We start from the raw sequence: 25,330 nt of genomic DNA, 5'->3' as shown, positions 1-25,330 counted from the left end.
AGATCAGAGCAGTGAGTTCCCTGGTTGGGAGTCCGCCTCAGATGTCCCCGAAAAAGCGCCGTTGCAGATCCGCAGGGGTCGCGGTGCCCTCAGTAATGAGGGCAGCCGCTATCTGCCGACCCGCAGCGAATGGCTGGACGATGAGAGGGCGGACAATGGCTGGGCGGTAGACGAAATTGTGGACGCTGGCTGCGCGCTCGAAACCCGGCTGCTGGCGGATCGCACGGTGCGTCTGATCACCCGCAACCGCTCGCCGGACATACCCTTTGATCGCTCGATCAACCCTTTCAAAGGCTGTGAGCACGGCTGCGTTTACTGTTTCGCCCGCCCGACCCACGCCTACCTGGATCTGTCGCCCGGTCTCGATTTCGAAACCCGCATTTTCTACAAGACCGGGGTACGGGAGCGCCTGCAGGCAGAGCTGTCTCACCCCGGGTATCAGGTGCAGCCGATCGCTCTGGGCACTAATACGGATCCCTACCAGCCTGCCGAAAAGCAGCTGCGGGTTACCCGGGAAATACTTGAGCTGCTGCTGGAATGGCGTCACCCGCTGACGATCGTGACCAAGAGTCAGCTGATTCTTCGGGATCTGGATCTGCTCGAAGAGATGGCTCGAATGCATCTGGTCCAGGTGCATCTCAGCGTGACTACGCTCAGCAATGATCTGAAAGTGAAACTCGAGCCACGCACTGCATCTCCCGCGGCCAGGTTGCGGACCGTGCGGGCACTCTCCGAGGCGGGTGTGCCTGCCGGTGTGATGGTCGCACCGGTCATACCCTTCATTAACGATGCGGAAATGGAGGCGATCATCGCCGCAGGCGTTGCCGCCGGCGCCCGCAGGTTCGGCTACATACTCCTGCGGCTGCCGCTGGAAGTAGCGCCTCTATTCGAGGAATGGCTCGATACCCACTATCCGCTCAAGAAAACCCGTGTCCTGAACGCCGTCCGCCAGACCCGGGGCGGCCGGCTCTATGACGCCGCCTGGGGCACACGGATGACCGGACGGGGAGAGATCGCACAGCTGCTGCAGAACCGTTTCCGCCACGCCTTGCGCAAACAGGGTATCGATGCAGGTGGCTTCGATGCGGCTCTGCGCAGTGATCTGTTTTCACACCCCGGTTATCAGGCCAGTCTGTTCTGACCTGCGCCACCGGAGTCCGAAGGGCTCCTTGTTCGCAGCCGATAGCGGATGAAGAGGGCGATGCCCAGCAGGGACCAGATTGTGATCGTCATCCACTCATAGGGCCAGATGAGCGCAGAGGGGCTGCCCGGCAGGTAAGCGGTGATCAGCGCCAGTGCGAGCAGCAGGCCCCCATAGCCGACCAGGCGCGGATGACTCACCCGGAAAGGTCTCGGGAGTTCCGGTTCCCGGCGGCGTAAGGCCAGGAATGCGAGTGGCACGAACAGATAGGCAATGATGGTCGCGAATCCACCAGCGTCGATGAGCCACACCAGCACCGTCCGGCCGAAGAGGGGAGACAGACACGACAGCACACCGATGGCGATGATGCCCACATAGGGTGTGTGATATTTCGGATGCAGTCGGGCAAAGGCGGCGGGTACCAGACCGGACCCGGCGAGTGCGTACAGCAGCCGGCTGCCGCCGATCACAAAGGCATTCCAGCTGGTGAGAATCCCGGCAACACCGCCGAGCACCACCAGAGATCCGGCAATCGGATTACCCCACAACAGGGAGGCTGCGTCTCCCGAGGCCATACTGCTGCCCGCCAGCGCACCCGGAGGCATCGCCATGGCGACGGCGAGGGAGATAACCCCGTACCAGGCGACCGCGAGGAAAACCGAAATCACCAGCAGCATGCCGATCCGCCTGGGTGGCAGGTTGATCTCTTCGGCGGACTGAGGGATCACATCGAAACCCACCAGAAGCGCGGGCACCATGATAAGGACACTGAGAATGCCGGTGGCGGGGGTGGCGATCCAGGGCTGCGCGTTTTCGAGACTGCCGCTGCCGATCGCGCCGGTGATCAGAAGTATGCCGGCGATGAGGATGAGGATCAGGGCGAAGTTCTGAAATCGGGCAGCAGGTTTGATACCCAGCACATTGATGATGGTGATCAGCACGGAGGTTCCCGCGCCGATCAGGACGAAGCCGATGTCGACATCCGAGCCGAAGACATTCCACAGAGTGCCGATACGGATACCAGGCGCGAGGTATTCGACCGCGGTAGGCAGTGCGACTGCTTCGAAGAGGCAGACATTCACGTAGGCGAGCAGCAGGGCCCAGGTGCAGCAGAAGGACGCACCGATACCGAGTCCGCGGTGTGTGTATACGTGCTCACCGCCGGCGCGGGGCATTGCGGATACCAGTTCGCTGTAGGTCAGCCCGATCAGAGCAATGGCAAGACCACCACCGAGGAAGGCAAACAGGGTGCCGAGTGAACCCGCCTGCTCCACCCACAAACCCGTCATGAGCACCCAGCTCCAGCCGATCATCGCACCGAAAGCGAGGGTGAGCACATCGCGGGTGCGCAGTACTTTATTGAAGCGAGCCTGGGCTTTGCCTGAACTCGAGTGCTCTTCAGAGGGGTGGGTCATGCAGTGGCTGCCGGTTTTTTTTCGAGGATACACGAGTGTGCGTGTGGTTTGATTCGCATACTATCCCCCCGCTACTTCCGCACAGCTGTTCAGAGGGCCGCGTCATGCAGCAGTTTGATTTTCAGCATCGACACAAACATTTCTTCGTGCGGCTCACCGATGGTGGCACCCTGCAGCTTTATCTGGACAACTGCCTTCGCAAGGAGCGCGCACCCGGACCCCAGGAGCCGCAGTATGTGTGGACGAATGTGGAACTGGAGTGGGAGGAGCACCACTATATTGAAGCCCGCTACTGGGCGAGCGGGCGGCGGCTTCAGGTCACGATAAACCGGGAGCCGATTCTGGACGAGGTCCTGTCTGCTTGAGGATTGCGGCCAGCAGCACCTGACGGTCGACGGGTTTGGTGACGTAGTCCGACATGCCGACAGCGGCGGCACGCTGACGGAACTCAGGAAGCACATGGGCGGTCAGGGCGATGATGGGCGTCGACTTCAGGTTGCCCTCCGCTTCCATCCGGCGGATGCGTTCGGTTGCCCGGTAGCCGTCCATTTCCGGCATCTCGCAGTCCATCAGCACCAGGTCCACTTCCCGGTGATCGGTAGAGTAGAGGTCGCTGGCTTCGAGGCCGTTTTCGGCGAAACGGACGTTGGCACCCCAGTTACTGAGGATCTTCCCGACCACCAGCCGATTGGTGGGATTGTCTTCTGCCACGAGGACATCCATGTTCGCCAGCGGGCGCTCCGCTGGCGAGGGATCTTCATGCCCGGCATCCAGCCGTTCGCCGATCGCCGCAGAGAGTTCGCCGATGGAGAATGGCTGGATGAGATCTTCGCCGTCCAGGTTGACCACGCTCGCTCTGACCGGGTGATCTACCCGATCGTCCGCAAGAATCACATCCCTGTCAGTGAGTGCCTCCAGCCGCAGAGTAGTCTCGTCATTGAAGCCACGCAGATGCAGAAAAGGCTTCTGCCAGCGGGCGGCCAGCAGCCCGATGGACTCTGCGAGTCGATCGTCGTGTGAGAGAAGGCACAGTGTCTGGATTTCCGGATACTGGGTACTGAAGCGGCAATCCTGAAAGTCGATCTCAAAACCGAAAGCCGAACCCGCCCCCGGCTGGCTCTTGACGTCAATGTGGCCACCAAACAGTTCCACCAGGTATCTGCAGATTGCCAGCCCCAGGCCGGTACCCCCGTACCTTCGACTGATCGATGAATCAGCCTGGGAGAAACGGTCGAAAAGACGGGCCTGAGTTTGCGGATCCATGCCGACACCCTCGTCTGAGATCACAAAGGAGAGGCGGCCGGGACGCAGCAGCTTCACCCTCAGACTGATCTCACCTTCTTCAGTGAACTTCACGGCGTTGCTGAGCAGATTGTTGAGCACCTGCTTGAGTCGGGTGGGGTCTGTGCAGATCCATTCCGGGACCTCCGGATGCAGGTAGAGATGACAGTCCAGCCCCTTGCGGGTTACCGGTTCGCGGAACAGCACGATGAGGTCATCGAGCAGCTCTATCAGATTGGTGTCGATGCGTTCGAGTTCGAGCTTGCCGGCTTCCACTTTCGAGTAGTCCAGCACATCGTTGAGTATGTCCATCAGCGCGTGGCCCGAGCGGGTCAGGGTGGCGAGGTAGTAAGCCTGCTGCTGATCGAGGGATGTATGCATCAGCAGATCTGCCATTCCGAGAATGCCGTTCATCGGTGTGCGGATTTCATGGCTCATGGTGGCCAGGAAGGCGCTCTTTGCAGCGTTTTCGCGGGTAGCGGCTTCGGCCTTCACTTCAGAAGCGTGCACCTGGCGTTCAGCGGACAGAATCTCCTCATAGGCAGCGTCCCTCTCGCTGTTGATACGACGTATGCGCAGCGCCAGCACCATGGCCAGCCCCATGGCCAGCATAGCGAAGGAGATGAGCAGGAGGGATTGAATGACGATCCGTTCCACCCCAATGCCGAACAGCTGGTTCATCAGAGTGAAGGTGAGAACGCCGAATACCGGCGAGACCGCGACGAGAAAGTGCAGACCATCGGCATTGTGTCTGCGCCAGAGCTGGAAGGCCCGTGCAAGCGGTATCAGGAGCATGGGCACATTCACCGCCAGCAGCAGATTGATCATGGGGATGGAAGGATTCCCGATCAGAATGGCTGCCATGATCAGGTTGAAGGCGGCGGTGATTCGAGCGCCGACGCCAACCACCCCCCGGCCGTTCATATCCAGCAGTTTCTGGCAGAAGGAGCTCAGCGACATCAGAGCGAATGCGAGCACCGGACCCAGCAGCAGGCCGTTCATTGACGGATGTTCCGGCCAGAGGTAGCTGGCAGCCCATCCTTTCATGATGAGCAGCAGGAGCAGCAGGTTGCCGAGGAGTATCGCCAGACTCAGGTACACCCTCTCCCGGGCGATGACCCAGAAGAGGAGGTTGTACAGGCCCATAATGAATATCGCGCTGAACACCAGCGCTTCAATCAGCGTGCGCCGCATCTGGGATTCGTAGAATGCGGAAGGATTCCAGAGCCGGATTGCCGGAATGGTCTTCTCTCTGGTGTGCAGATACAGATAGAGGACAGCGGTGCTGCCAGGCTCGAGGCTGAACGCGAATGCAGGTTGCGGCTGATTGAGGGATTTTTCCGAAACGGGATTGAGGAGCCCGCTGCGCATCCGCAATACAGGCTCATTGCTGCGGACGAGGATCAGCTCTGCCTCAGCGAGCAGTGGATTGTCCAGCTCCAGAACCCGACTGACGATCCGCTCCGAGTCATTCACCAGCTGTGTTTTCAGCCAGACGATTTCCCCGGGCAGCTCCGCGCTGCTCGATGTGGAAAATGACAGCCGGTTGTCCGGCAGTGCACGACTGCCGGAGTCCGCCTTGGCGACAGACCAGCTGTGCGTGATATCCATGGGGGGGGCAAAATCCCGCCCGATTTCCGTGACCACTTCGCGGGCAGGCAATGGCTCTGCGTGCACGGCCGCAATGCCGGTACAGCCGAACAGCAAAAGAGTGAAGAACCGCTTCATCAGTTTCAGTGTAGTTGCGGTTCCAGTGACTATGCTTAATCAATGCCAGCCAGTGTTGACAGCAGGTTGAAGCGGCGCGAACACCTCTTTTTCCGGATTGCGAAACCCATTCTCGGGTTCGGCATCGTCTTTGCGGCGCTGGTGCTGCTGGTGCAGGGTGCTCAGCAGGAAAAAAATCTGACACGGGAACTGCAGGATCGTGCCGGGATTCTGACGACGACCTTCGAGTCTCTGCTGGTTGCCGCGAGCCCCGAGGAAGCTCTCGAGGTCCTGGCAGGACACAACGAGGGCGGTGTCGGTATCGCCCGACTTGCACTGCTGAATGCACAGGGATCCCGGGTAATCGCGAGTGTGCCGCCCGACTGGTCCGGTGCCCTGTGGACGGACATTGCGGAATTGAACCCGCTGATTGAAGGACGTCACGCCTGGTGGCTGGATGGGCCTTCGCTGCAGACCCTGGTGTTGCCTGCCTCAGGCCCTGGTCTTGGTTCAGACAGCCAGTTGCTTGTCACGCTCGATGGCACTCTGATCGTGGACAAAATGCATGAAACGCTGCGGGCGAGTCTGCTCACAACGCTGGTTGGCGTGCTCCTGTTCGCGCTGGGCGCATCACTGATCGTGCGCACACAGGTATTGCGTCCGATCGACGCCATCAAGGATGCCGTGGAGAAACGCAGGCAGGGCAACGTGGTGCCGATTCCCAAGCTTCGTGACGATGAAATCGGCGCCCTCGCAGAGCTCCTCGAGACCTCGCTTGCCGAAGGGGAGAGGCTTGATGATCAGCTGAAGCTGATGAGTCAGGCCATCCAGGGCAGTCGCAACGAGGTATACATCATCGATGCGGACGATCTGCGACTGCACCTTGCTAATCGATCTGCCCAGAAAAATCTGGGTTACACGAAGGAAGAGCTGACCGGCATGCAGGTGCCGGAAATCGCACGGGAGCTGCAGGACGAAGCCTATCTCTCTGAGCTGGCGGGTTATCTGGCAACCGGCGGCGAGCTTACCCATCGTTACACCCACACCCGCAAAGACGGCACAGTGTATCCATTCGAGTTCACCGCGATCCCGGTGATACAGCATAAACGCGCCTGGCTGCTTGTGCTGGGTAACGACGTCACGGAGAAGCACGCCCAGGAAGAGGCACTCAGAGCCAGTGAAGAGCGGCTCAAACTGGCCGTGCAGGGATCTAACGACGGCGTGTTCGATTACGATATCGAATCGGAGGAGCTTTATCTCTCCGAAAGATTGCGTGGCTGGCTGGAACTGGAAGATGAAGACAGTGGAATCCAGTTGCCTCCCATCGAGTGGGCGAGCTCCCGGGTACACGAGGAGGATCTGTCGACGGTCAGAATGGCGGTGCAGAGCTGCCTGAGCGAAGGGCAGGAATTCGATACGGAGTTCCGCTTCCGCAACAACTCAGGCGTGTACCGGTGGATGCAGGTGCGAGGCCACAGCGCGAAGGGGGAAACGCGGGAAACACGACGGATCACCGGATTCGTCTCCGATATCACCCGTCGTAAGGTCGCGGAGATTCTGTTGAAGGATACAGTCTCCCGTCTGGGTGCGGTGCTCGACAACATCACGGACGGCATTGTCACGCTCAACGAGGCGGGCGAAGTCTGCGCCATCAATCCCGCCTGTGAAGTCATGCTGCAGGTCAGTCGGGACGTGCTGATCTCCCGGCCTTTTGCTGAGCGGCTTACCATTGGCCAGACCGGTTGGGATGCGCTTGCGGATCGACAGCTGCGCGAGTGTGTTGCTGCGCGGGGTGAAGGCGATCTGTTTCCTGTGGAGTTTTCAGTCACCCGCCTGGACACGGGATCTGACGAACGGTTCATCGTGGTATTCAGGGACATATCCCAGCGTAAGCGTGCCGAAGATGAGCTGCACCAGGCAGTCGCCAGAGCTCAGGCAGCCACGCTTGCCAAGGGCGAATTTCTGGCCACGATGAGTCACGAAATACGAACGCCGATGAACGGCGTGCTGGGTATGACTCAGCTGCTGATGGATATGCAGCTGAACGAAGAGCAGCGCGAAACCGCGGAGGTTATCCACGCCTCCGGAGAAGCCTTGCTCACAATCATCAACGACATTCTCGATTTCTCGAAAGTCGAATCCGGCAAGCTGCAGTTCGAAACCATGCCGTTCGATCTCAGGGTGACGATCCGCGAAGTCATGGATCTGCTGTCGGCCAACAAACGGCAGATTGAGCTGTATATCGATTTTGCGCGGGATGTGCCGGGTAATCTGCTGGGTGATCTCGGGCGCGTACGCCAGGTGCTCATGAATCTGATAGGCAATGCGGTCAAGTTCACGCAGGAAGGTTCCGTGGTGGTGCGTGTGACCGATGAACAGGCAGATCTTCAAGGTTCAGGATTGCAGCAGCGCACGTTCGCGAGACTGAAAGTGTCGGTCAAGGACACGGGTTGTGGAATTGCAGAGCGCGCCCAGTCCCGGTTGTTTGACTCCTTTACCCAGGCAGACGCGTCTACCACACGAAAGCACGGCGGCACCGGACTCGGCCTGGCCATCAGTCGCAGACTGGTCGAGTTGATGGGTGGCGAAATCGGCTTCAGCAGTGTCGAAGGAGAAGGGTCCGAGTTCTGGTTTACCCTCAATCTGCCGACCTACAGCGAAGAGGCAATTGTTGTGCCGGCGAGTCTGGCGGGTCAGCGCCTGCTGCTGGTGATCGAAAGCGATGTGGGGCGGCGCATCTACCAGTCGGCGCTTCGCGAAGCCGGGCTGACCGTGGAAGCGGTCAGAGATCTGTCCCAGGCCGACCGATTGCTCAGCTACGGCGAATATCGGTTCGTGCTGCTCGATCAGAAATTTCTGATCGATGACCATCTCGAGGCGATCGCCGGCTGGAAGCAGCAGGATCCGGATCTCAGGATCGTGGCTTGTGTCGCGGCGGATGCGCGCAGTGGTGAGATCAGAGCGGGGGTTATCGATGCAAGAATCATCAAGCCGGTGTTGCCCGGAACGCTGGTGACTCTCCTGGATGATCTGGTTTCCCGCCCGGATGATGCCCGCAAGCCGAAGGCTGCAGGCAGGCGCATGGAGATTGCCTCCCAGGGCCATCGACGTCGAGTTCTGCTGGCCGAAGACAATGTGATCAACCAGAAGGTTGCCGTGCGCATGCTGGAGAAGCTCGGCTGTCGGGTTGATGTGGCCGCCAACGGCGAGGAAGCGGTCAACATGTGGGAACAGTTCCCCTACGAGATCATTTTCATGGATTGTCAGATGCCGGAGGTGGATGGCATCGAAGCGACGCGCCAGATCCGCCAGCTCGAGATCCTCGACGGCGCGCATACCCCGATCATAGCCATGACCGCCAATGCCATGGAACGGGATGAGCAGAACTGCCGTGCCGCAGGTATGGACGACTACCTTTCCAAACCCGTGAAAGCGGACCAGTTGAGGGGGATCCTGGAACGCTGGGGTAAGGCGACCGGCGCTCGATCTGCCTGACAATATTGATTCTTGCCGGCGGATGCACAGCCCGGTTCCACCCGCCCTGTCCTTGCACAATCCTCATTTGGGATATGATCGCCCTCTACTGGTTTTCCAGGCCGACAGAAGGAAGGAGGCGATATGCACAACCAGACCTCAGAGTTCACAGCTGCGCAGATGCGCGATCTGCTCGACCGCCAGCGGGCAGCCTATCTGGCAGAAGGCGTGGTCAGTGCGGCCACCCGTAAAGACCGGCTGGAGCGCGCCATCGGGCTTCTGATCAGACATCAGGATCATCTGGTGGCGGCCATGCGCGAAGACTTCGGCCACCGCAGCGAGCACCAGTCCCTGTTTACAGATATCGCCGGATCGGTGGGTCCCCTGCGCCACGCGCAGAAACACCTGGCACAGTGGATGCGACCGGAGAAGCGCAAGGTCGGGCCCTTCCCGCTCAATCTGCTGGGTGCGAAAGCCCGGGTCGAATACCAGCCCCTGGGGGTGGTCGGGGTGATCAGCCCCTGGAACTTTCCGGTCAATCTGACGTTCACCCCGCTTGCCGGCATTCTCGGCGCGGGCAACCGCTGCATGATCAAACCATCGGAATTCACCCCGGCGACCTCGGCACTGATGGCGGAAATCTTTCCGACCGCGTTCGATGAACTGGAGATTGGCGTTGTTACCGGTGGCCCCCAGGCCGGTGCCGATTTTGCCGGGCTGCCCTTCGATCATCTGCTTTTCACAGGGGCCACTTCAATTGCCCGACATGTGATGCGTGCAGCTTCGGAAAACCTGGTACCGGTCACCCTCGAACTCGGCGGCAAATCGCCGGTGGTTGTCGGCCGCTCCGCCGATATGCAGAAAACGGCCGATTCGATCATGACCGGGAAGATGATGAATGCCGGACAGATCTGCCTGGCTCCGGATTACGTCTTCGTGCCGGAGGAACGGATGGATGACTTTGTGGCATCGGCAACCCGCTCGGTGACCCGCATGTATCCCACCCTGCTGGACAACCCGGATTACACCTCTGTCATCAACCAGCGCCATTTTGAACGTCTGAACGCCTATATCGAGGAAGCCAGAGCGAAAGGTACGACCGTGGTCGAGGTGAATCCGGCGAACGAGGATTTCCGTCAGCAGCCGCACCACAAGATCCCGCCGACCTTCGTGTTGAATCCGACGGACGACCTCAAGGTGATGCAGGACGAGATCTTCGGACCGGTTCTGCCAGTGAAGGGTTACAAGGCCGTGGAAGAGACCATAGCCTATATCAACGGACATGCGCGGCCACTGGGGTTGTACTACTTCGGTCAGGATGGTGCAGAGGAAAGGGAGATGCTTACCCGCACCACTTCCGGCGGTGTGACAGTGAATGACGTGGTCATGCATGTCGCCCAGGAGGACCTGCCTTTTGGCGGTGTCGGACCTTCCGGGATGGGCGCCTATCACGGCCTCGATGGCTTCCGCACCTTCAGCCATGCGAAAGCCGTGTTTACTCAGACGAAAGTGAACGTGGCAGAACTCGCCGGCCTGAGACCGCCCTACGGAGAAAAAATGCTGAAGGCTGTGAAGATGCAGATGCGATGAAAACGGCAGCGGGCATCGAAGCTGCTGCGTTCGAGCGTGACGGCTACCTGGTGGTGCGCGGGCTCTGCCCGCCCGCTCTGCGGGAGGTACTCAAGGACGCGGTGAAATCACAGCTCGATCCACTGCTGGGTCCGGTGGAGTACGAAGCGGATGTAGGCTATCCGGGTGCGCCTGCGAATCGCCACGTCGTCGGCGGGGATACACCAAGACGTCTGCTCAGCGCCTGCAGCCGTGACCCGGTACTGCGGCAGTGGGCGACGGGCCCGCAGGTCGGCAGCGTGTTGCGTGAGCTTTTCGGTCAGGCTGAGATATTCGTCTCCCAGTCCCATCACAATTGTGTGATGACCAAACACCCGGGTTACAGCAGTGCCACCCTGTGGCACCAGGACATCCGCTACTGGTCGTTTGATCGACCGGAACTCATCTCTGTGTGGCTGGCACTGGGCAGGGAGACGGTGCGCAACGGTGCGCTGAAGGTGATCCCCGGCAGTCACCGCGCACAGATTGATCGAGGCAGACTCGACAGCGTGCTGTTTCTGCGGCCCGAACTCGAAGAGAACCGTAAACTGATCGAGCAGGCGCGCACCGTCGAGCTGGAAGCGGGGGATACTTTGTTTTTCCATTGCCGGCTGTTCCACGCGGCGGGCATGAACCTCACTGACGACGTCAAACTCAGCGCTGTGTTCACTTACCACACGGATGACAACCAACCGATCCCGGCGACACGCTCTGCTCAGCTGCCGAGTATTCCGCTGGGCTAAGGGAGCCTCTGATCAAGTATCAACGTCTCAGCGTGTCGTACCGGCGTTCTGGCGAGAAGCTCTGAGGCGTTGATACTTGATCAGAGGCTCCCTGACCGGAGTTCAGGGTGCCGGCCCCGGCCCCTTGCGACGCCCGATGATCCTGCGCCGGAACTCCTGGATGACCGGCAGAGCGTTGATCCAGGGGGAAGCGTCTGCCCGGAAGGGGTCAACCGTGCTCTGCGCACCCGCCCAGCCCGCTGGAATCTGGGAGAACAGTTCCGGTGGTTCCTCGCGGTCGTCCATGAAGTGAAATTCGAAACCCGGGATGAAAATGTCCTCATCGGCCTGAATATGCAGCGCCCGGACGCCGTAGCTGGTGATGGCCGGATCGAAGGCCTGGGGCGGGTTGATCCACAGATGGGTGGGTGATTCCACGAACTGGTATTGCACCAGATTATTTGTCGAGCGGATGCGATGTTTAAAAATTTCCCCACCGTAGAGATTGCTGCGGGAAACGCCTGTCTCGATCAGCCCGGTATCGAAATCCGGCTCGAAACCCTTCGCGAATTTCAGTGAGCCGGGGTCGTCCCGTCGGGTCAGACGGACGATGGGCCGGCCTGAATTGATGTTGTGTAATTGTGCTGCGCGACGGCGCGGACGGCTGAAATCCGCGTAGGGATGCATGCGCCCTGGCGGGGCGTTGCGCAGCACCAGTCCCAGCGCGGTTGACACCTTCCTGGGCTGGCTCCTGCGGCTGACGACATCGAAGGCGCTCTGAATTTCGTAGGGCAGATTGGTGCTGCTTTCATCTGACGACAGACAGCTGCCTTCGGCGCGCTCTTCGACAATCACGTCGCCTTTGCCGATCCATTGTTCTTCCGGGGAATCGATGATGTGACTGGCTACCCGCCAGATCAGTGAAGAGTCCTTGTAGAAAATGCGTGGATAGAGCCAGCGGCGGCCGGGTGGTTGGGATTTCTGGAAAACATATCCGACAAAAAAATTCAGATCTTCGATGTAGTAGAAGTCCGTGAGCAGATAGTCGGCAGCGAAGAGCGAAACCGCGTGCCTGGGGATGAACGGCGCTTTCAGCAGTTTTTCTGGAGCATGACGGGCCCGACCGGCGGGTCGCAGACCCCGGCCGGATCGTGCCAGCGTGCGGTACTGTGCTGCGACCTGCTGACGCGACAGCGGACAGGGTGCCACGCCGACGACACGAAAGTTCATGGCTCACCCCTGCTTCTGTCCGGTGAGGCCATCATACATCGGGCTTGAACTGTTGCCGGTGTCGGGTTCTCCTAGGCGCATGGCAGATGTGGACGATGACGACGCAGACTTCAGGAGCGCGATGGGCGATGTGGCCCCGCTGCCGCCGTCGAGTCGCAGAAAGGATCGGGTGCTCACCGGTGAAAGCGCCAGAACCGGCCAGCTCACCCCTGCACAGGAGGAGCGCCGTAATGCGGCGCTGGGAATTACCCGCCATCCTGCAGTTGACCCGAATCCCCTGACGCTGGCAGAAGTTGTGCCCTGTGATCCTCGCGAAATCCTGGCCTGGAAAAAAGACGGTGTGCAGCACGCCGTGTTTACCCGGCTGCGTGGCGGTCAGTATCCCGTCGAAGGCTCGCTTGATCTGCACCACCACACGGTGAAGGAGGCGAGGGAGGCCGTGTACCGGTTTTTTCTGCAGGCACAGGCGCGCGGCTGGCGAACCGTGCTGATTGCCCATGGCCGAGGCGAGCAGAGCCGCACTCCGGCACGGCTGAAAAGCTATGTGAGGCACTGGCTGGGTCAGTTACCCCAGGTGATCGCCTACCACAGCGCCGATCAGCGGCGGGGTGGCACCGGCGCTGTGCTGGTGCTGGTCAAGAAGTCCGCGCAGGCCAAGGAGCAGACCCGGGAGCAGTACGGATTGAAGTCGCCGCCGGAGTAGTCTCGGGTCGGTGGCAGTCGGCGGCTGCCGGGTTCGCTCAGATCACGCCCTTGCCCAGATCCAGTCGCCCGCGAGCGAGATTGAGGCGCAGCACATCGTTACCACCCTCGGCGAGGCGCAGTGCACGGACCTGGCGGTACAGCCGCTCCAGCGGGTGGCCCTGGATCAGTGCGTTGCCGCCCACCAGTTGAATGGCGTTGTCGACCGCATCGCCAATGGCTTCCGTCGCAAAGACTTTGCAGGCGATGGCTTCGTTAACGATGTTGGCACCACGATCGGCCAGCCGGGCGGTGCGATAGACCATGCTGCGCGCTGCAAAGGAGTGGATACGGGCCTCCGCATAGCGCAACCGTACGCCTTCCTTGTCTCCCCGGGGTTTGCCGGTGCGATCGGGTGATTTGAGGTGGCCGGTCAGGTATTCGTCCACCCAGCGCAGTTGACCTGCACAGGTCGCTGCAAAGGCCAGCCGGGTATCGCCGATCTGGCGCATGGCCCGCGGCAGTCCCTCGCCGGGCGTTCCGATCAGATGATTGGCGGGTACCAGTGCGTTGTGGAAGCGGAAGGCGGCGTGATGGCTGCCATCCAGGGATTCGAAGCGTTGTGTCAGTTCCACCCCGGGGGTGCCGGTATCGATGACCAGCATGCCCGGTCCCCCGTCCGGAATCTGCACCAGGGTGTTGATGAAGTCCGCGTCCGAGCCGCCGGTGACATAGGACTTCTGGCCGTTGACGACCCAGAAATCGCCGTCCCGCACGGCGGTGGTGGGCTGGGGGGCGTCGTCCGGCTCGGTGAAGCCGAATGCGCCGCGCAGCCGGCCCTCGAGCAGAGGCTGCAGATGACTGTCCCGCAGCGGCCCGCTGGCGCCTCCGAGTACGCCGGGACCCGGGCCGAAAACGAGTCCTGTGAAAGGGGCGTTAGTGGCGGCAAGTTCATCGCGCACGATGGTCAGCGCCAGCGCGCCCGCTTCCGTGCCACCGAAAGCGGCAGGCTGGGTCATCGCATAGAAACCCGCCTTGCGGGCCGCGTCGATGATGAGCGCTCGCGCCTTGCCGGGCTCGAGATCTGCCGCAGGCAGGAGCACGTCGACGGCGAACGCCCTGGCGCGCCGGGCGAGTGCAGCTTCGGATTCGGTCAGAGACTCGGGCATGGGGGATCCTCAGTTGAAGATTGGGGCGATGATGGCCAGCACGATGAGCAGAATGAAAAGCACCATCGTGCCGAAGGCGTAGAGCAGCAGCGATTCCTTGCGGTCCGCCGTGATCAGAAGCTTTTCGACCTCTTCGGGTGTGCGTGTGGCTGTGGAACTGGTGAGCCGGTAGCGGGTGAGACCATCCGGCCGCCGCGGCAGCTTCACAAACAGTTCAGGCGTGGACTCGAGCCGCGTGTTGACCTCCGCAAAACCGATGCCCGTGTGGCGGGCAATCTCGATCGGATGCATGGCTTTGTCCGGATGATCCCGGAAACACTGATAGATCTGCGCGAGTCGGCGTAGTTTGCCGCGGAAGCGGAAGGAGATGGGTACGATGCCGATCATCATGAGGGCAGGCTTCCAGAGGGCCTCGGACCTGGTGGACTGTACCGAAATGCCCGCCACAGTCCACCAGGTGTCGTTGCCCGGAGTCTACCGTGTTCGTTGCTGCGGGGCGCAGTCCGGCTGATCGGGGCGACGGGCGATGGCGATGGCGCGTACGGGTGCCGGGAGGCCCTCGATTGTGCGCGATGGATCCTGTGGATCCAGCGCTTCGCTGAGTGAATCGAAGGTCATCCAGTCTGTGCGGCGCTGTTCGGCTGGCCGGGTTACCGTGATATCGACGATCCGCACGTCGGTAAAACCCGCAGTCTCCAGCCAGCGGCGCATGAGAGTGGTCGAAGGGATCTGCCCGAGATTGCGCATTCGGGCATAGCGGTCAGTGGGAGCCAGACCCCCCTCGGCAGCCACCACCAGCGATTCCAGCACCACGCGACCGCCAGGCCGGGTGAATGCGAAGAGCTGACGGACGTGTTCCAGTGGATCCCGCCTGTGGTACACCACGCCCATGCTGAGCACCGTATCGAAGGGGGTGACCGGCAGGGCCTCGAAGGGCAGGGGCAGCAGCCAGTTGCGCAGTTCGGGCCGCAGCGCGTGCACATAGCCGCTCAGTGCCAGATGCTGCAGGTAGAACAGGGCGGTCGGATCGACACTGACCACTCTGGCCGCACCTGCTCCCAGCAGCCGCCAGCCGAAATAGCCGTTGCCGCTTCCCACATCGAGCACGGTCTCGCCCTGCAGATGCGGCAGATGGGGTACGAGTCGCTGCCATTTCCAGTCGGAGCGCCATTCGCTGTCGATGAACACATCGAACAGCCGGAAGGGCCCCTTACGCCAGGGATGCAGGTCGAGCAGCGCCTGTCGCAGGCGGGCCTCCTCCTCAGAACTCGCTGTACCACCGATAGTTACGGTGTCGTCGAGACGGATTGTGGTGGGAATCAGCCGCGGCAGTCGATCGAGGGCGGCAAACCAGTCGGAACTGGTGCCGTGCCGGGTGATCTGCTCGCACGCCGGCTCGGCGAGGGCGCGCCAACCGGGGAATGCCTGGAATAACGGGCCCAGATTTTCTGTTACCCGGCGCTCGATGTGCGTTCGGCCGTTCACCCTCTGCGTAGGTCGCTCAAGGCTGCACAATAAACGCTGCCCAGTTCAGGCAGGTGTACCACTGTCGGCAGCGGGTAAAGCCGGCCGCGGCGAAGCGTTTCATGTGCGCTGCGGGGGTGTCGACGATCATTACCCGCTCCAGTGCACTGCGTTTACGGCTGATCTCCAGTTCCGAGTAGCCGTTTGCGCGCTTGAAATCCAGATGTGCCGCGTCGTTGAAGGCCTGTTCCTCAGGGTCATCACTGCGGACCTTTTCGGCGAGGATGAGGGCGCCCTCGGGAGCGAGGCTGTCATGGATTTTCCGCAGCAGGCCGGTCCGGTCTTCCGGTGGGATAAACTGCAGTACAAAGTTCATCAGCACCGCAGCGCAGGGTTCCAGGGGGAGCTGGCGCACGTCCGCCTCGATGAACTCGACCCGGTGATCGTCGATCAGGGTCTGGGCCCGATCGAGCATGTCGCGGGAATCGTCTACTGCGCGGATACGGATTGCCTCGATGCCGAGCGCGTCGGCAGCGCGCAGGGTGGCGATGGCGGTGGCGCCCAGGGAGCAGCCGAGATCGTAGACGAGCGGCGTAGGGGAGCCGGTCAACTGGCGGGCAGCCAGCAATCCGCTCATCGGCACCACCAGTTCGTATCCCGGTACCGAGCGACGGATCATGTCCGGAAATACGGCTGCCACCCGCTCGTCAAAGGCGAAATCGACGAGCTGGGGCTGGGCGGTGCGGAAAACGTCGTCGCGGCTCATGGCACTTCCATTGTCAGAATTTCCTCATGGTGCGGATGCTAAGCTGTGCGGTCGCGAGCAATGCACCCACCGGCCTGACCTGGGGTGCCGCCAGTTAAACAGGTGCAGGGAGCACACCCGCCAGATGGAAGCTGATCTCACACGTCCGGAACTTTACATCAATCGAGAGCTGTCTCTGCTCGAATTCAACCGTCGCGTGCTTGCCCAGTCCCGGGACGAAGGTATCCCGCTGCTGGAACGGTTGAAGTTTCTGTGTATTGCGAATTCGGTGCTGGATGAATTTTTCGAGATCCGGGTCGCCGGTCTCAAACAGCAGGAAGCCTACGGGGCCACCCAGCGTGGTCCGGACAATCTGTCTCCCACAGAGCAGTTGCGCCAGCTGCGCCCGATTGCCGAGAAACTGGTGGCGGAGCAGTACCGGATCCTCAATGAAGTGCTGCTGCCACAGCTCGATCTGCAGGGCATCCGGCTGCTCGATCGAAAGGTCTGGAATCCGAAACAGCAGCAGTGGCTGAAGCGTTTCTTCAATCGTGAGCTGGCGCCGATCATCAGTCCGATCGCACTGGATCCCGCGCATCCCTTTCCCCAGCCGCTGAACAAGAGCCTGACCTTCATCGTCGATCTTGAAGGTGACGATGCCTACGGACGTCGCAGCGGCCGGGCCATCGTGCAGGCACCCCGGGCGCTGCCCCGGGTGATCCGGCTGCCGGAAAGCTGCGCTCAGTCAGAATACGAATTCGTGCTGCTGTCTTCGGTGATCGAGGCACATGTGGATGTGCTGTTTTCCGGCATGACCGCCGCGGGCTGCTACCAGTTCAGAGTGACCCGCAACAGCGATCTGTTTGTGGATCTCGAAGAAGTGGACGATCTGCTGAGGGCACTGGAGGGTGAGCTGCCATCCCGGCGCTTCGGCGATGCGGTGCGGCTTGAAGTGGCCGATGACTGCCCTGAAGAACTGATGGCCTTCCTGGCAGCCCAGTTCCGCCTTACCCGGGAAGACGTGTACCGCTGCAGTGGTCCGGTGAATCTGATGCGGCTGGCGGCCATACCCGACCTGGTGGAACGGGGAGAGCTCAAATATCCAGGCTTCACCCCGAAAGTACCGGAACGCCTGCGCGGCAGTGCCGACATCTTCGAGTCCATCCGTGAAGGCGACATCCTGCTGCTGCATCCCTTCGAGTCTTTCGCGCCTTTCATCGACTTTCTGCGCCAGGCTGCGGCCGATCCCCAGGTGCTTTCCATCCGCCAGACACTTTATCGCACGGGCCTGGATTCAGCGGTAGTTGAAGCGCTGACCAGCGCTGCGGCCAGCGGCAAGGAAGTGCTGGTGGTAATCGAGTTACGCGCGCGCTTCGATGAGGAAGCCAATATCGAACTGGCCAACCACCTGCAGAGTGTCGGCGTGCAGGTGGTCTACGGTGTGGTCGGACACAAAACCCACGCCAAGATGAGCATGGTGATCCGGCGGGAAGGGCGCAGTCTGCGACGCTATGTGCATCTGGGTACCGGCAACTATCATCAGCGCACTACCCGCCTCTACACGGATTACGGGCTTTTCACCTGTGATCCGGATATGGGTGAAGACGTGCAGCAGCTCTTCCAGCAGCTCACTTCCATGGGCAAGGCCGGTCGGCTGAAGAAGCTGCTGCAGTCACCCTTCACGCTGCATAAGTCGATCATCGGCATGATTGAGCAGGAGGCGGATCGTGCAAGAGCGGGAGAGCGTGCCTACCTCTATGCGAAGATGAATTCGCTCATCGAGCCCCAGGTGATCCAGGCGCTCTACCGCGCCTCCCAGGCCGGGGTAAAGATCGATCTGGTCGTGCGCGGTATCTGCTCGCTGCGGCCGCGGGTGAAGGGCGTGTCGGATAACATTCAGGTGCGTTCCATCATCGGGCGTTTTCTCGAACACACCCGGGTGTTCTATTTCCAGAATGGCGAACAGCCCCGCCTCTATCTCTCCAGCGCAGACTGGATGGGCAGAAATTTCTTCAACCGTGTGGAAACCTGTTTTCCGATAGAAAACGAAGCGCTGCGCAGCCGCATCCTGCGGGAGTGCCGCTACTACCTTTCCGACAACTGTCAGGCGTGGCTGCTCGGCGCGGATGGCGGTTATGAGCAGATCCAGCCGGGTACTGCAAAAAAACGCAGTGCGCAGGAAGCCCTGCTGGCTGAACTCGCCGGCGACTGACGATCAGCCGGCGATAGACAGCTCCAGTCCGACCGGCTTCAGATAGCGGGTCTCCTGTTCGATATCCAGGCGGGTGAGCGGGTGATCGTCCAGCCAGCCGTGCGGAAAGCCCAGTTCGATTTTCTTCGGGCCAACCCGCAGATTGATGTGGGGTAAGGGACTGGTGCTGCGGCTCCGGTGCAGCACCACACTGATCCGCAGCAGTACCGAGAGGTGGATCAGGCGATCGTTCATATCCGGCAGATCGGTCGGAAACTTCCGGCGATGGGTGCGTACCAGCATGGCAAGGTAGTGCTGGTCGAGGCGCGAAAATCCCTGCATGTCCATGTTGTTGAGAAGATATTCGCCGTGCTTGTGGTACTGGCTGTGGGCGATGTCCATGCCGATCTCGTGCAGTTCCGCAGCCCAGCCCAGCAGCAGGCGATCTTCCGCTTCGGTCAGCTGCCAGTCCCGGGCGGCCTGGGCAAGCAGTTCGATGGCCGATTCCCGCACTCTGCGGGCATGTGCCTGGTCCACGTGATAACGGCGGGAGAGATCCTGCACGCTGCCTTCGCGCACATCCTGATGATGCACGCGGCCCAGCATGTCCTGAATGAGTCCCTCCCGAAGTGCGCCGCTGGTTGCCTGCATCTGTTCGATGCCTAAGGATTCGAACACGCCGATCAGCACCGCGAGTCCGCCGGCGAATACCGGAGCACGTTCTGAAGGCAGACCCGGCAGGTTGAGCCTGTCGATGGACTTTGCTTCCTGAATGACTTCGCGGAGATGGTGCAGGGCTTTGAGTGTGATGCCTGAGCCTCCGGGCAGCAGTTCGCCGAGGATGGTCTGGGCGGTGAGAATGGTGCCTGATGCACCGATGACGGTGTCCCACCCGGCCTCCCGGTAGCTCTGCTCGATGGGCTCCAGTTCCTGACGCGCGGAGGCGATCGCTGCCTTGAACTGACTGCCGCGCAGCCGCCCGTCGGAAAAGTGCGCGCGGGTGATTCCCACACAGCCCATGTAGAGACTCTCCATGCGCTCCGCCCGGGAATGTCTACCCAGGATCAGCTCGGTGCTGCCGCCACCGATGTCGATCACCAGGCGTCGGTCCGCGTTGTCTTCCAGCGCATGGGACACACCCAGATAGATGAGGCGTGCCTCTTCCCGTCCGGAAATGATCTCCACCTTGGCGCCAAGCAGTGCTTCCGCACGTTTGATGAAATCAGCCGAATTGCGCGCACGGCGCAGGGTATTGGTGCCGACAATCCGGATATTTTCCGGCTCCAGCTCGCGCAGTCTCTGCCCGAAGCGTACCAGGCAGTCGAGGGCGCGCTCCGCGACTTTGGGGTCGAGCTGGTTGTCTTCGTCGAGGCCGTCGGCGATGCGGACCATCTCCCGGAGCTTGTCCACCACCTGGATGCGCCCTGCGGACTCCTGGACCACCAGCAGATGGAAACTGTTGGAACCCAGATCCAGTGCGGCCAGCTGCCGCTCCTGCGGGGCTTCTGCTTCTGTCATCGCGAAGCGCTGTAGATAGAGGGCGGCAGCGGGCAGTCGAGTGCGGCCGCAACGCCCTGCAGCAGGGCGCCTTCCCGGGCGGAGATCCGCTCATCGTCGAGAGCGGTAGCCGCGCAGGCCTTGATGAGCCGGGGCTTGACCAGGGGTGCGAGGGTTCGCAGGACGCTGATCGCGGCGTTGAGTCGCATGAAGTTCGGATCGTGGTTCGGATCAAAGGGCAACTCAATCTCCAGGGTGGCCGCACCAGCCGTGTAGGCACGCTGCTGGGCGGCAGCATCACCTTCGTTTCCTGAGCGTGCAAGCGCAGAGAGCAGCTCGGATGTTTCTCTGTGTACGGTCTTCATTTTTCGATGCCGGACCCGTACCGGTCGATGGTCTTCGAAATGCGCGGTCACTTCCTTCAGCAGCAGCCGGTGCAGGACCCACTCGAAGAGGTCAATCACCCGATCAGACTTGATCAGCCCGATCAGATTACCGATGAAGCGCTGATACTGCGGATGGGAGAGTGACTTCAACGCAGGAATGGCCATCTCCACCAGCAGCAGTCTGTGCGGATCGTCCAGATGCCGGGTCAGTGGCCAGAGGGCATCCAGCAGGTCGGGGACACCGTTATCCGCGTGCTCCTTGAGGAAGCTGAGTTGACGCTCACGATGGGCGGAATCATCGGCAAGCAGCAGCGCATAGAGCAGCGCGCGGCAGCCCCAGGGGTCGTGGGCGGCTGCTCTGAGCCGGTCGTCTGTGCCAGCAATCAGTGTGCGTGCGGCATCCAGAGCGGATGCATCGAGGCGACCCACGCTGTCGACAACCCGAGCCGGTGCGCCCGGATCCCCCGGCGAGGTTGCAGCTCCCGGCGCCGATGCCGGGGCGGTGGGTGTGTCGACCGAGCCTGCGAAGGCAGCAACCGGTCTTTCCCTGTCTGCCTGCAGTGCATCCGTCTGGCCTTCGCCGGGCGTCGCCATGGTCCGGGGAAAGCGGCCGTCCCAGGCCGGATCGATCGCCCTGATGCGTCGTTCCAGAGGGGGATGGGTGGCCATCAGTGAGTTCAGGAACAGGGTGCGTACCTGACCGAAAAACATATGGCTCGCCTCGGCGGCGGCCGGCAGATCGATGCGGGAGCCACTGCTGAGTCCGCCGATTTTCTTCAGTGCACCCGCAATACCCGAAGGATTGCGGGTGAACTGCACTGCTGCGGCGTCTGCGAGGTATTCACGCTGACGGCTCACAGCGGATCGGATGAGGTTACCGAAGAAGGTACCCGAGTAACCGATGACAAGCAGCCCCACACCGAGCAGCAGAATCGGCAGGCCGCCACCCGACGAACGGCGACGACCGGAAAAAGCGCTGCCGCGCAGAATGCCGTAGCCGATCATGCTTAAGAACACGATGCCGTGAAGAACGGCAATCAGGCGCAGATTCAGTCGCATATCGCCATTCAGGATGTGGCTGAACTCATGGGCGATCACGCCCTGCAGCTCGTCCCGGCTCAGATGGTCCAGCGTGCCGCGGTTGATGCCGATCACCGCATCATCGGGACTGAATCCGGCGGCAAAGGCGTTGATGCTGGGTTCGTCGATCAGGTAAACGGGTGGTACCGGCACGCCGGAGGCGATGGCCATTTCTTCGACCACATTGAGCAGGCGCCGGGCCGGCAGATCCAGGGTGTCGTATCCCAGGGGCCGACCACCGAGAGATTCGGCAACTGCGCGGCCGCCGCCCCGCAGCATGAGAAATTTGTAGAGACTCGCGACCGCGATCAGACCCACCACGCCGGTGGTTATGAACAGCCAGGTTGCCAGGGGCAGCTGACCGAGCAGGTCGGGAAGGCTCATCGGTTGTGGATAAGCGTAATTTCGCGTCCACAGGAAGACGGCGGCGACCAGCAGGTTGGTGAGCACCACCAGCGAGATCACCGCGGCGCCGAAAAGCACCGCGAGACGGAAGGTCTTGCGCCTGGCGTCGTCCTGGGCCTGGAAGAAATTCACTCAGGCAACTCCAGGCGCTGCTGTCAGTTGAAAGATACCTTGGGCGCCGCCTGCATCGCTTCCCGATCTTCGTACTCGAGCAGTGCGGCCTCGCCGACATGGCCGAACAGGTTGGCGAACAGCACCGGTGGGAACGTCTGCTTGTAGGTGTTGTACTCGGTTACCTGGTCGTTATAAGCCTGGCGCGAGAAGGCCACCTTGTTTTCCGTGGTGGTGAGCTCCTCGGACAGCTGCATCATGTTCTGGTTGGCCTTGAGGTCCGGATAGGCCTCCATCACCACACTCAGTCTGCCCAGAGCGCCACCCAGCGCACCTTCCGCACTGCCGAGCTGCCTGATGGCATCTGCGTTTGCCGGGTCTCTGGCGGCAGCCTGCAATCCCGCCATCGCCTGGTTCCTTGCAGCGATCACCGCTTCGAGGGTCTCGCGCTCGTGGCTCATGTACGCCTTGGCAGTTTCGACCAGGTTGGGAATCAGGTCGTAGCGACGCTTGAGCTGTACTTCGATCTGGGAGAAAGCGTTCTTGAAGCGGTTCTTCAGGGTCACGAGCTTGTTGTAGATGCTGGCGATCCAGAAGGCGATCGCAGCGATCACCACGAGGACGACAATAGTTTCCATGCAGTTTTCCTCTTAGTCTTGTGGAGATTCGAGAACTGTCGGGTCGAATACTACCCTGATTGTCAGTCCGGCAGTCCGAGCACACGTTTGGCGATCACATTGAGCTGCACCTCACTGGTGCCACCTTCGATGGAGTTGGCCTTGGAACGCAGCCACTGACGGGTGGTGTTGAGCTCCCGGGCGCTGAAGCCATCGCCTTCCCAGCCCACCGCCTGACTGCCCATGGTGTCGAGCAGCAGTTCGTATTTACGCTTGTTCTGCTCGGTGCCGTAGTACTTGAAGATGCTGGCAAGGTTGCCATCAGCCTTGCCGGCCTTCGCCTCGTCTCCCGCGCGCTGCAGCGTGAATTGAAAAGCGTGGTCGTTCATCCGGTGGCGGATCACGTCGCCGCGCAGGGCAGGGTCGCTGATGCGGCCGTCCTGCTCACCCGCATACTCACGGGCAATATCTTCGAGGTTTCGACCTGAGCCACCAAGGGCGGAAATACCTCCAATGCCGGAAATCATCTGCCGTTCGTGCTGCAGCAGGCGTTTCGCGATTGTCCAGCCTCTGTTGAGTTCTCCCACCAGATGATCTTTGGGGACCTTCACATTGTCGAAAAAGGTCTGACAGAAAGGCGAAGACCCGCTGATGAGACCGATGGGAGTGGTGCTCACCCCGGGTGACTCCATGTCGAAAAGCAGGAAGCTGATGCCTTCATGTTTCGGCGCGCTCAAGTCCGTGCGCACGAGACAGAAGATCCAGTCCGCCTGGTCGGCATAGGAGGTCCAGATCTTCGAACCGTTCACCAGGTAATAGTCACCCTTATCTTCCGCCCGGGTTTTCAGGCTGGCGAGATCCGAGCCGGAACCGGGTTCGGAATAACCCTGACACCAGCGGATCTCTCCGCGGCAGATGGGTGGCAGGTAAGTGAGTTTCTGCTCGTGAGTGGCGAACTCGAGCAGTGCCGGCCCGAGCATCCAGATCCCGAAACTCTGCAAAGCCGGCCGGGCGTTGATGCGGCGCATCTCCTGCTCGAGTATCTTGTTTTCCTCCGCCGAGAGGCCACCGCCGCCGTACTCTCTGGGCCAGGTGGGGCAGGTCCAGCCGCGCTCTGCCATGCGCTCGAGCCAGACCCTCGAATCCGGATTCACAAAGGGCTCCCGGCGCCCGCCCCACACGGTTTCTTCCTCGGTCATGGGAGTGCGCATGGAGGCCGGACAGTTCTCTTCCAGCCAGGTGCTGACTTCTTTGCGGAATGCGCTCAGATCGGTCATGGGTCTACTCTCGGTATGAATTCAGATTGGTGCGCATTCTAAGGGAATTTGATCCTGGATTGGTTGCGCTCCCGCTCGACGGGACTCGGCCGGGACAGACGCTGCAGGGTGTGCGGGCTGGGGTATAGTCGTGCCTCGTCGCTGCAGGAATGTGTTTCATGTCACGGATCGATGCCCGGGAGTTCCGCACGGTGCTGGGCCAGTTCTGTACCGGGGTGGTGATCGCGACCGGTTGTGTGGACGGTGAGCCGGCCGGCTTCGCCGCTCAGTCCTTCACTTCCCTGTCACTGGATCCTCCACTGATCGCACTGTGTCCTGCAAAGACCAGTACCAGCTGGCCCAGGCTGCGCGCATCGGGCAGCTTCTGTGTCAATGTGCTCCGTGCCGACCAGCAGTCACTGTGCGATCTCTTTGCCCGCAGCGGCATCGACAAATTCGACGGCCTCGACTGGCGGCCGGGGATTACCGGCTCGCCGGTGCTCTCAGGTGTCGTGGCCTACGTGGATTGCGACCTCGAGGCGGAACACGAGGCGGGTGACCATACCATCGCCGTGGGTCGGGTGCGGGACATATACATTCTCGACCCGGAATCCCCGCCGCTGCTGTTCTTTCGCGGGCGGTACGGTTCCTTCACGCCTGATTTGAGTTGATCGGAATCCGTAGTCTCTGAGGGTGATCCAAGGGGCTCGGAATAGCGTGCCGAGCCTGCGGGTTGGGGGAGGGCAGTGCGGAACCTCGCTCAGGTCCTCCGGACTTCCCTCCTCGGCCGACCAGCCCCGAAGCGGGTCTGGTCGGCGTCGTCGGCTTTGCTACACGGTTCCGCACTGCCCTCCCCCAACCCGCATCCGTAACGCATTCCGAGAATCCTGGAATGTGCTCAAGTCTGGAATTCGCAGCCAGCTAAGGCGAGGACACGGAAGTCCGAAAGACGGTGTCAGGGAACCTGACAGGGAAATGAGGCCGGACTGCAAATTCTGTCGGATAGATTTACACAAATTCCGTAGAGCGGCGGATTATCAGAGCTAACCGATTGATAAAAAAGGAATAAAATTTCTGGCGCGAGACTTGCCTTGTATTTGGTGCTCGTCGAGTGCGCCGCGGATGTGGCACAACGAGCCAGTTATCCAAC

Annotated in this window: 19 protein-coding genes; 8 read left to right on the top strand and 11 right to left on the bottom strand. The window is 61.1% G+C overall.

The genetic code is table 11. The features are described from left to right. Nucleotides 1-61 precede the first annotated feature (61 nt). Complete coding sequence (locus R3E82_14410) at nucleotides 62-1,141, top strand: PA0069 family radical SAM protein (GenBank protein MEZ5552086.1); 1,080 nt, start codon at nucleotides 62-64, stop codon at nucleotides 1,139-1,141. Here the strand turns inward: R3E82_14410 and R3E82_14405 are convergent. Beyond that, a complete protein-coding gene (locus R3E82_14405) occupies nucleotides 1,123-2,556 on the bottom strand; it encodes an APC family permease (protein ID MEZ5552085.1) in 1,434 nt (477 codons plus the stop codon). The two genes, R3E82_14410 and R3E82_14405, sit on opposite strands and share 19 nt — an antisense overlap. Before the next feature lie 104 nt (nucleotides 2,557-2,660). Between R3E82_14405 and R3E82_14400 the strand changes: the two genes are divergently transcribed. Then, nucleotides 2,661-2,921: a hypothetical protein gene (locus tag R3E82_14400; GenBank protein MEZ5552084.1), complete on the top strand. Its 261-nt coding sequence runs from the start codon at nucleotides 2,661-2,663 to the stop codon at nucleotides 2,919-2,921. On the opposite strand, the gene R3E82_14395 is transcribed toward R3E82_14400, so the two are convergent. Then, nucleotides 2,875-5,565 (bottom strand): ATP-binding protein, encoded by a 2,691-nt coding sequence (locus R3E82_14395; protein ID MEZ5552083.1) that lies wholly within the window; start codon nucleotides 5,563-5,565, stop codon nucleotides 2,875-2,877. The two genes, R3E82_14400 and R3E82_14395, sit on opposite strands and share 47 nt — an antisense overlap. Nucleotides 5,566-5,607: 42 nt before the next feature. Between R3E82_14395 and R3E82_14390 the strand changes: the two genes are divergently transcribed. From R3E82_14390 to R3E82_14380, 3 genes are all read left to right on the top strand, one after another. After that, nucleotides 5,608-9,039, top strand: coding sequence for a response regulator (locus tag R3E82_14390; protein ID MEZ5552082.1), 3,432 nt, complete (start codon nucleotides 5,608-5,610; stop codon nucleotides 9,037-9,039). A 123-nt stretch (nucleotides 9,040-9,162) separates the two neighbouring features. Next, nucleotides 9,163-10,608: a coniferyl aldehyde dehydrogenase gene (locus R3E82_14385; GenBank protein MEZ5552081.1), complete on the top strand. Its 1,446-nt coding sequence runs from the start codon at nucleotides 9,163-9,165 to the stop codon at nucleotides 10,606-10,608. After that, nucleotides 10,605-11,369 (top strand): phytanoyl-CoA dioxygenase family protein, encoded by a 765-nt coding sequence (locus R3E82_14380; GenBank protein MEZ5552080.1) that lies wholly within the window; start codon nucleotides 10,605-10,607, stop codon nucleotides 11,367-11,369. The genes R3E82_14385 and R3E82_14380 overlap by 4 nt, the downstream gene beginning before the upstream one ends. Nucleotides 11,370-11,471: 102 nt before the next feature. On the opposite strand, the gene R3E82_14375 is transcribed toward R3E82_14380, so the two are convergent. Next, nucleotides 11,472-12,578, bottom strand: a complete 1,107-nt coding sequence (locus R3E82_14375) for a hypothetical protein (GenBank protein MEZ5552079.1) — start codon at nucleotides 12,576-12,578, stop codon at nucleotides 11,472-11,474. Between the two features lie 79 nt (nucleotides 12,579-12,657). On the opposite strand from R3E82_14375, the gene smrA reads away from it, so the two are divergent. After that, nucleotides 12,658-13,281 (top strand): DNA endonuclease SmrA, encoded by a 624-nt coding sequence (gene smrA, locus R3E82_14370; protein ID MEZ5552078.1) that lies wholly within the window; start codon nucleotides 12,658-12,660, stop codon nucleotides 13,279-13,281. A 37-nt stretch (nucleotides 13,282-13,318) separates the two neighbouring features. On the opposite strand, the gene R3E82_14365 is transcribed toward smrA, so the two are convergent. The 4 genes from R3E82_14365 to cmoA all read right to left on the bottom strand — a co-directional run bounded on the left by R3E82_14365 (nucleotide 13,319) and on the right by cmoA (nucleotide 16,658). After that, nucleotides 13,319-14,428 carry an acyl-CoA dehydrogenase family protein gene (locus R3E82_14365; protein ID MEZ5552077.1) on the bottom strand — a complete coding sequence of 370 codons (1,110 nt, stop codon included), beginning with the start codon at nucleotides 14,426-14,428 and terminating at the stop codon, nucleotides 13,319-13,321. Nucleotides 14,429-14,437: 9 nt separating this feature from the next. Continuing rightward, on the bottom strand, nucleotides 14,438-14,818 hold the full coding sequence (locus R3E82_14360; GenBank protein MEZ5552076.1) for a hypothetical protein: 381 nt from the start codon (nucleotides 14,816-14,818) through the stop codon (nucleotides 14,438-14,440). 84 nt (nucleotides 14,819-14,902) lie between these two features. Beyond that, complete coding sequence (gene cmoB / locus R3E82_14355; protein ID MEZ5552075.1) at nucleotides 14,903-15,913, bottom strand: tRNA 5-methoxyuridine(34)/uridine 5-oxyacetic acid(34) synthase CmoB; 1,011 nt, start codon at nucleotides 15,911-15,913, stop codon at nucleotides 14,903-14,905. Nucleotides 15,914-15,929: 16 nt separating this feature from the next. Further along, the gene (cmoA, locus tag R3E82_14350) at nucleotides 15,930-16,658 is read right to left on the bottom strand and encodes a carboxy-S-adenosyl-L-methionine synthase CmoA (protein ID MEZ5552074.1); all 729 of its coding nucleotides are present in this window, start codon (nucleotides 16,656-16,658) and stop codon (nucleotides 15,930-15,932) included. On the opposite strand from cmoA, the gene ppk1 reads away from it, so the two are divergent. Further along, nucleotides 16,570-18,849 carry a polyphosphate kinase 1 gene (ppk1, locus tag R3E82_14345; GenBank protein ID MEZ5552073.1) on the top strand — a complete coding sequence of 760 codons (2,280 nt, stop codon included), beginning with the start codon at nucleotides 16,570-16,572 and terminating at the stop codon, nucleotides 18,847-18,849. The genes cmoA and ppk1 overlap by 89 nt on opposite strands. A gap of 3 nt (nucleotides 18,850-18,852) precedes the next feature. On the opposite strand, the gene R3E82_14340 is transcribed toward ppk1, so the two are convergent. The 4 genes from R3E82_14340 to R3E82_14325 all read right to left on the bottom strand — a co-directional run bounded on the left by R3E82_14340 (nucleotide 18,853) and on the right by R3E82_14325 (nucleotide 24,201). Further along, a complete protein-coding gene (locus tag R3E82_14340; GenBank protein ID MEZ5552072.1) occupies nucleotides 18,853-20,346 on the bottom strand; it encodes a Ppx/GppA phosphatase family protein in 1,494 nt (497 codons plus the stop codon). Next, nucleotides 20,343-22,328, bottom strand: a complete 1,986-nt coding sequence (locus R3E82_14335) for a M48 family metallopeptidase (GenBank protein MEZ5552071.1) — start codon at nucleotides 22,326-22,328, stop codon at nucleotides 20,343-20,345. Before R3E82_14335 ends, R3E82_14340 begins: the two co-directional genes overlap by 4 nt. A gap of 23 nt (nucleotides 22,329-22,351) precedes the next feature. Further along, the gene (locus tag R3E82_14330) at nucleotides 22,352-22,945 is read right to left on the bottom strand and encodes a LemA family protein (protein MEZ5552070.1); all 594 of its coding nucleotides are present in this window, start codon (nucleotides 22,943-22,945) and stop codon (nucleotides 22,352-22,354) included. 62 nt (nucleotides 22,946-23,007) lie between these two features. Continuing rightward, nucleotides 23,008-24,201 carry an acyl-CoA dehydrogenase family protein gene (locus tag R3E82_14325; protein MEZ5552069.1) on the bottom strand — a complete coding sequence of 398 codons (1,194 nt, stop codon included), beginning with the start codon at nucleotides 24,199-24,201 and terminating at the stop codon, nucleotides 23,008-23,010. Between the two features lie 158 nt (nucleotides 24,202-24,359). Here R3E82_14325 and R3E82_14320 point away from each other — a divergent pair, with 158 nt between their 5' ends. Continuing rightward, nucleotides 24,360-24,851, top strand: coding sequence for a flavin reductase family protein (locus R3E82_14320; protein ID MEZ5552068.1), 492 nt, complete (start codon nucleotides 24,360-24,362; stop codon nucleotides 24,849-24,851). Nucleotides 24,852-25,330 lie beyond the last annotated feature (479 nt).

This window comes from Pseudomonadales bacterium (assembly GCA_041395945.1).
Classification (GTDB): domain Bacteria; phylum Pseudomonadota; class Gammaproteobacteria; order Pseudomonadales; family Azotimanducaceae; genus SZUA-309.
Note: the sequence above shows the minus strand (reverse complement) of the source record. Positions and strands in the feature narration are given on the sequence as shown.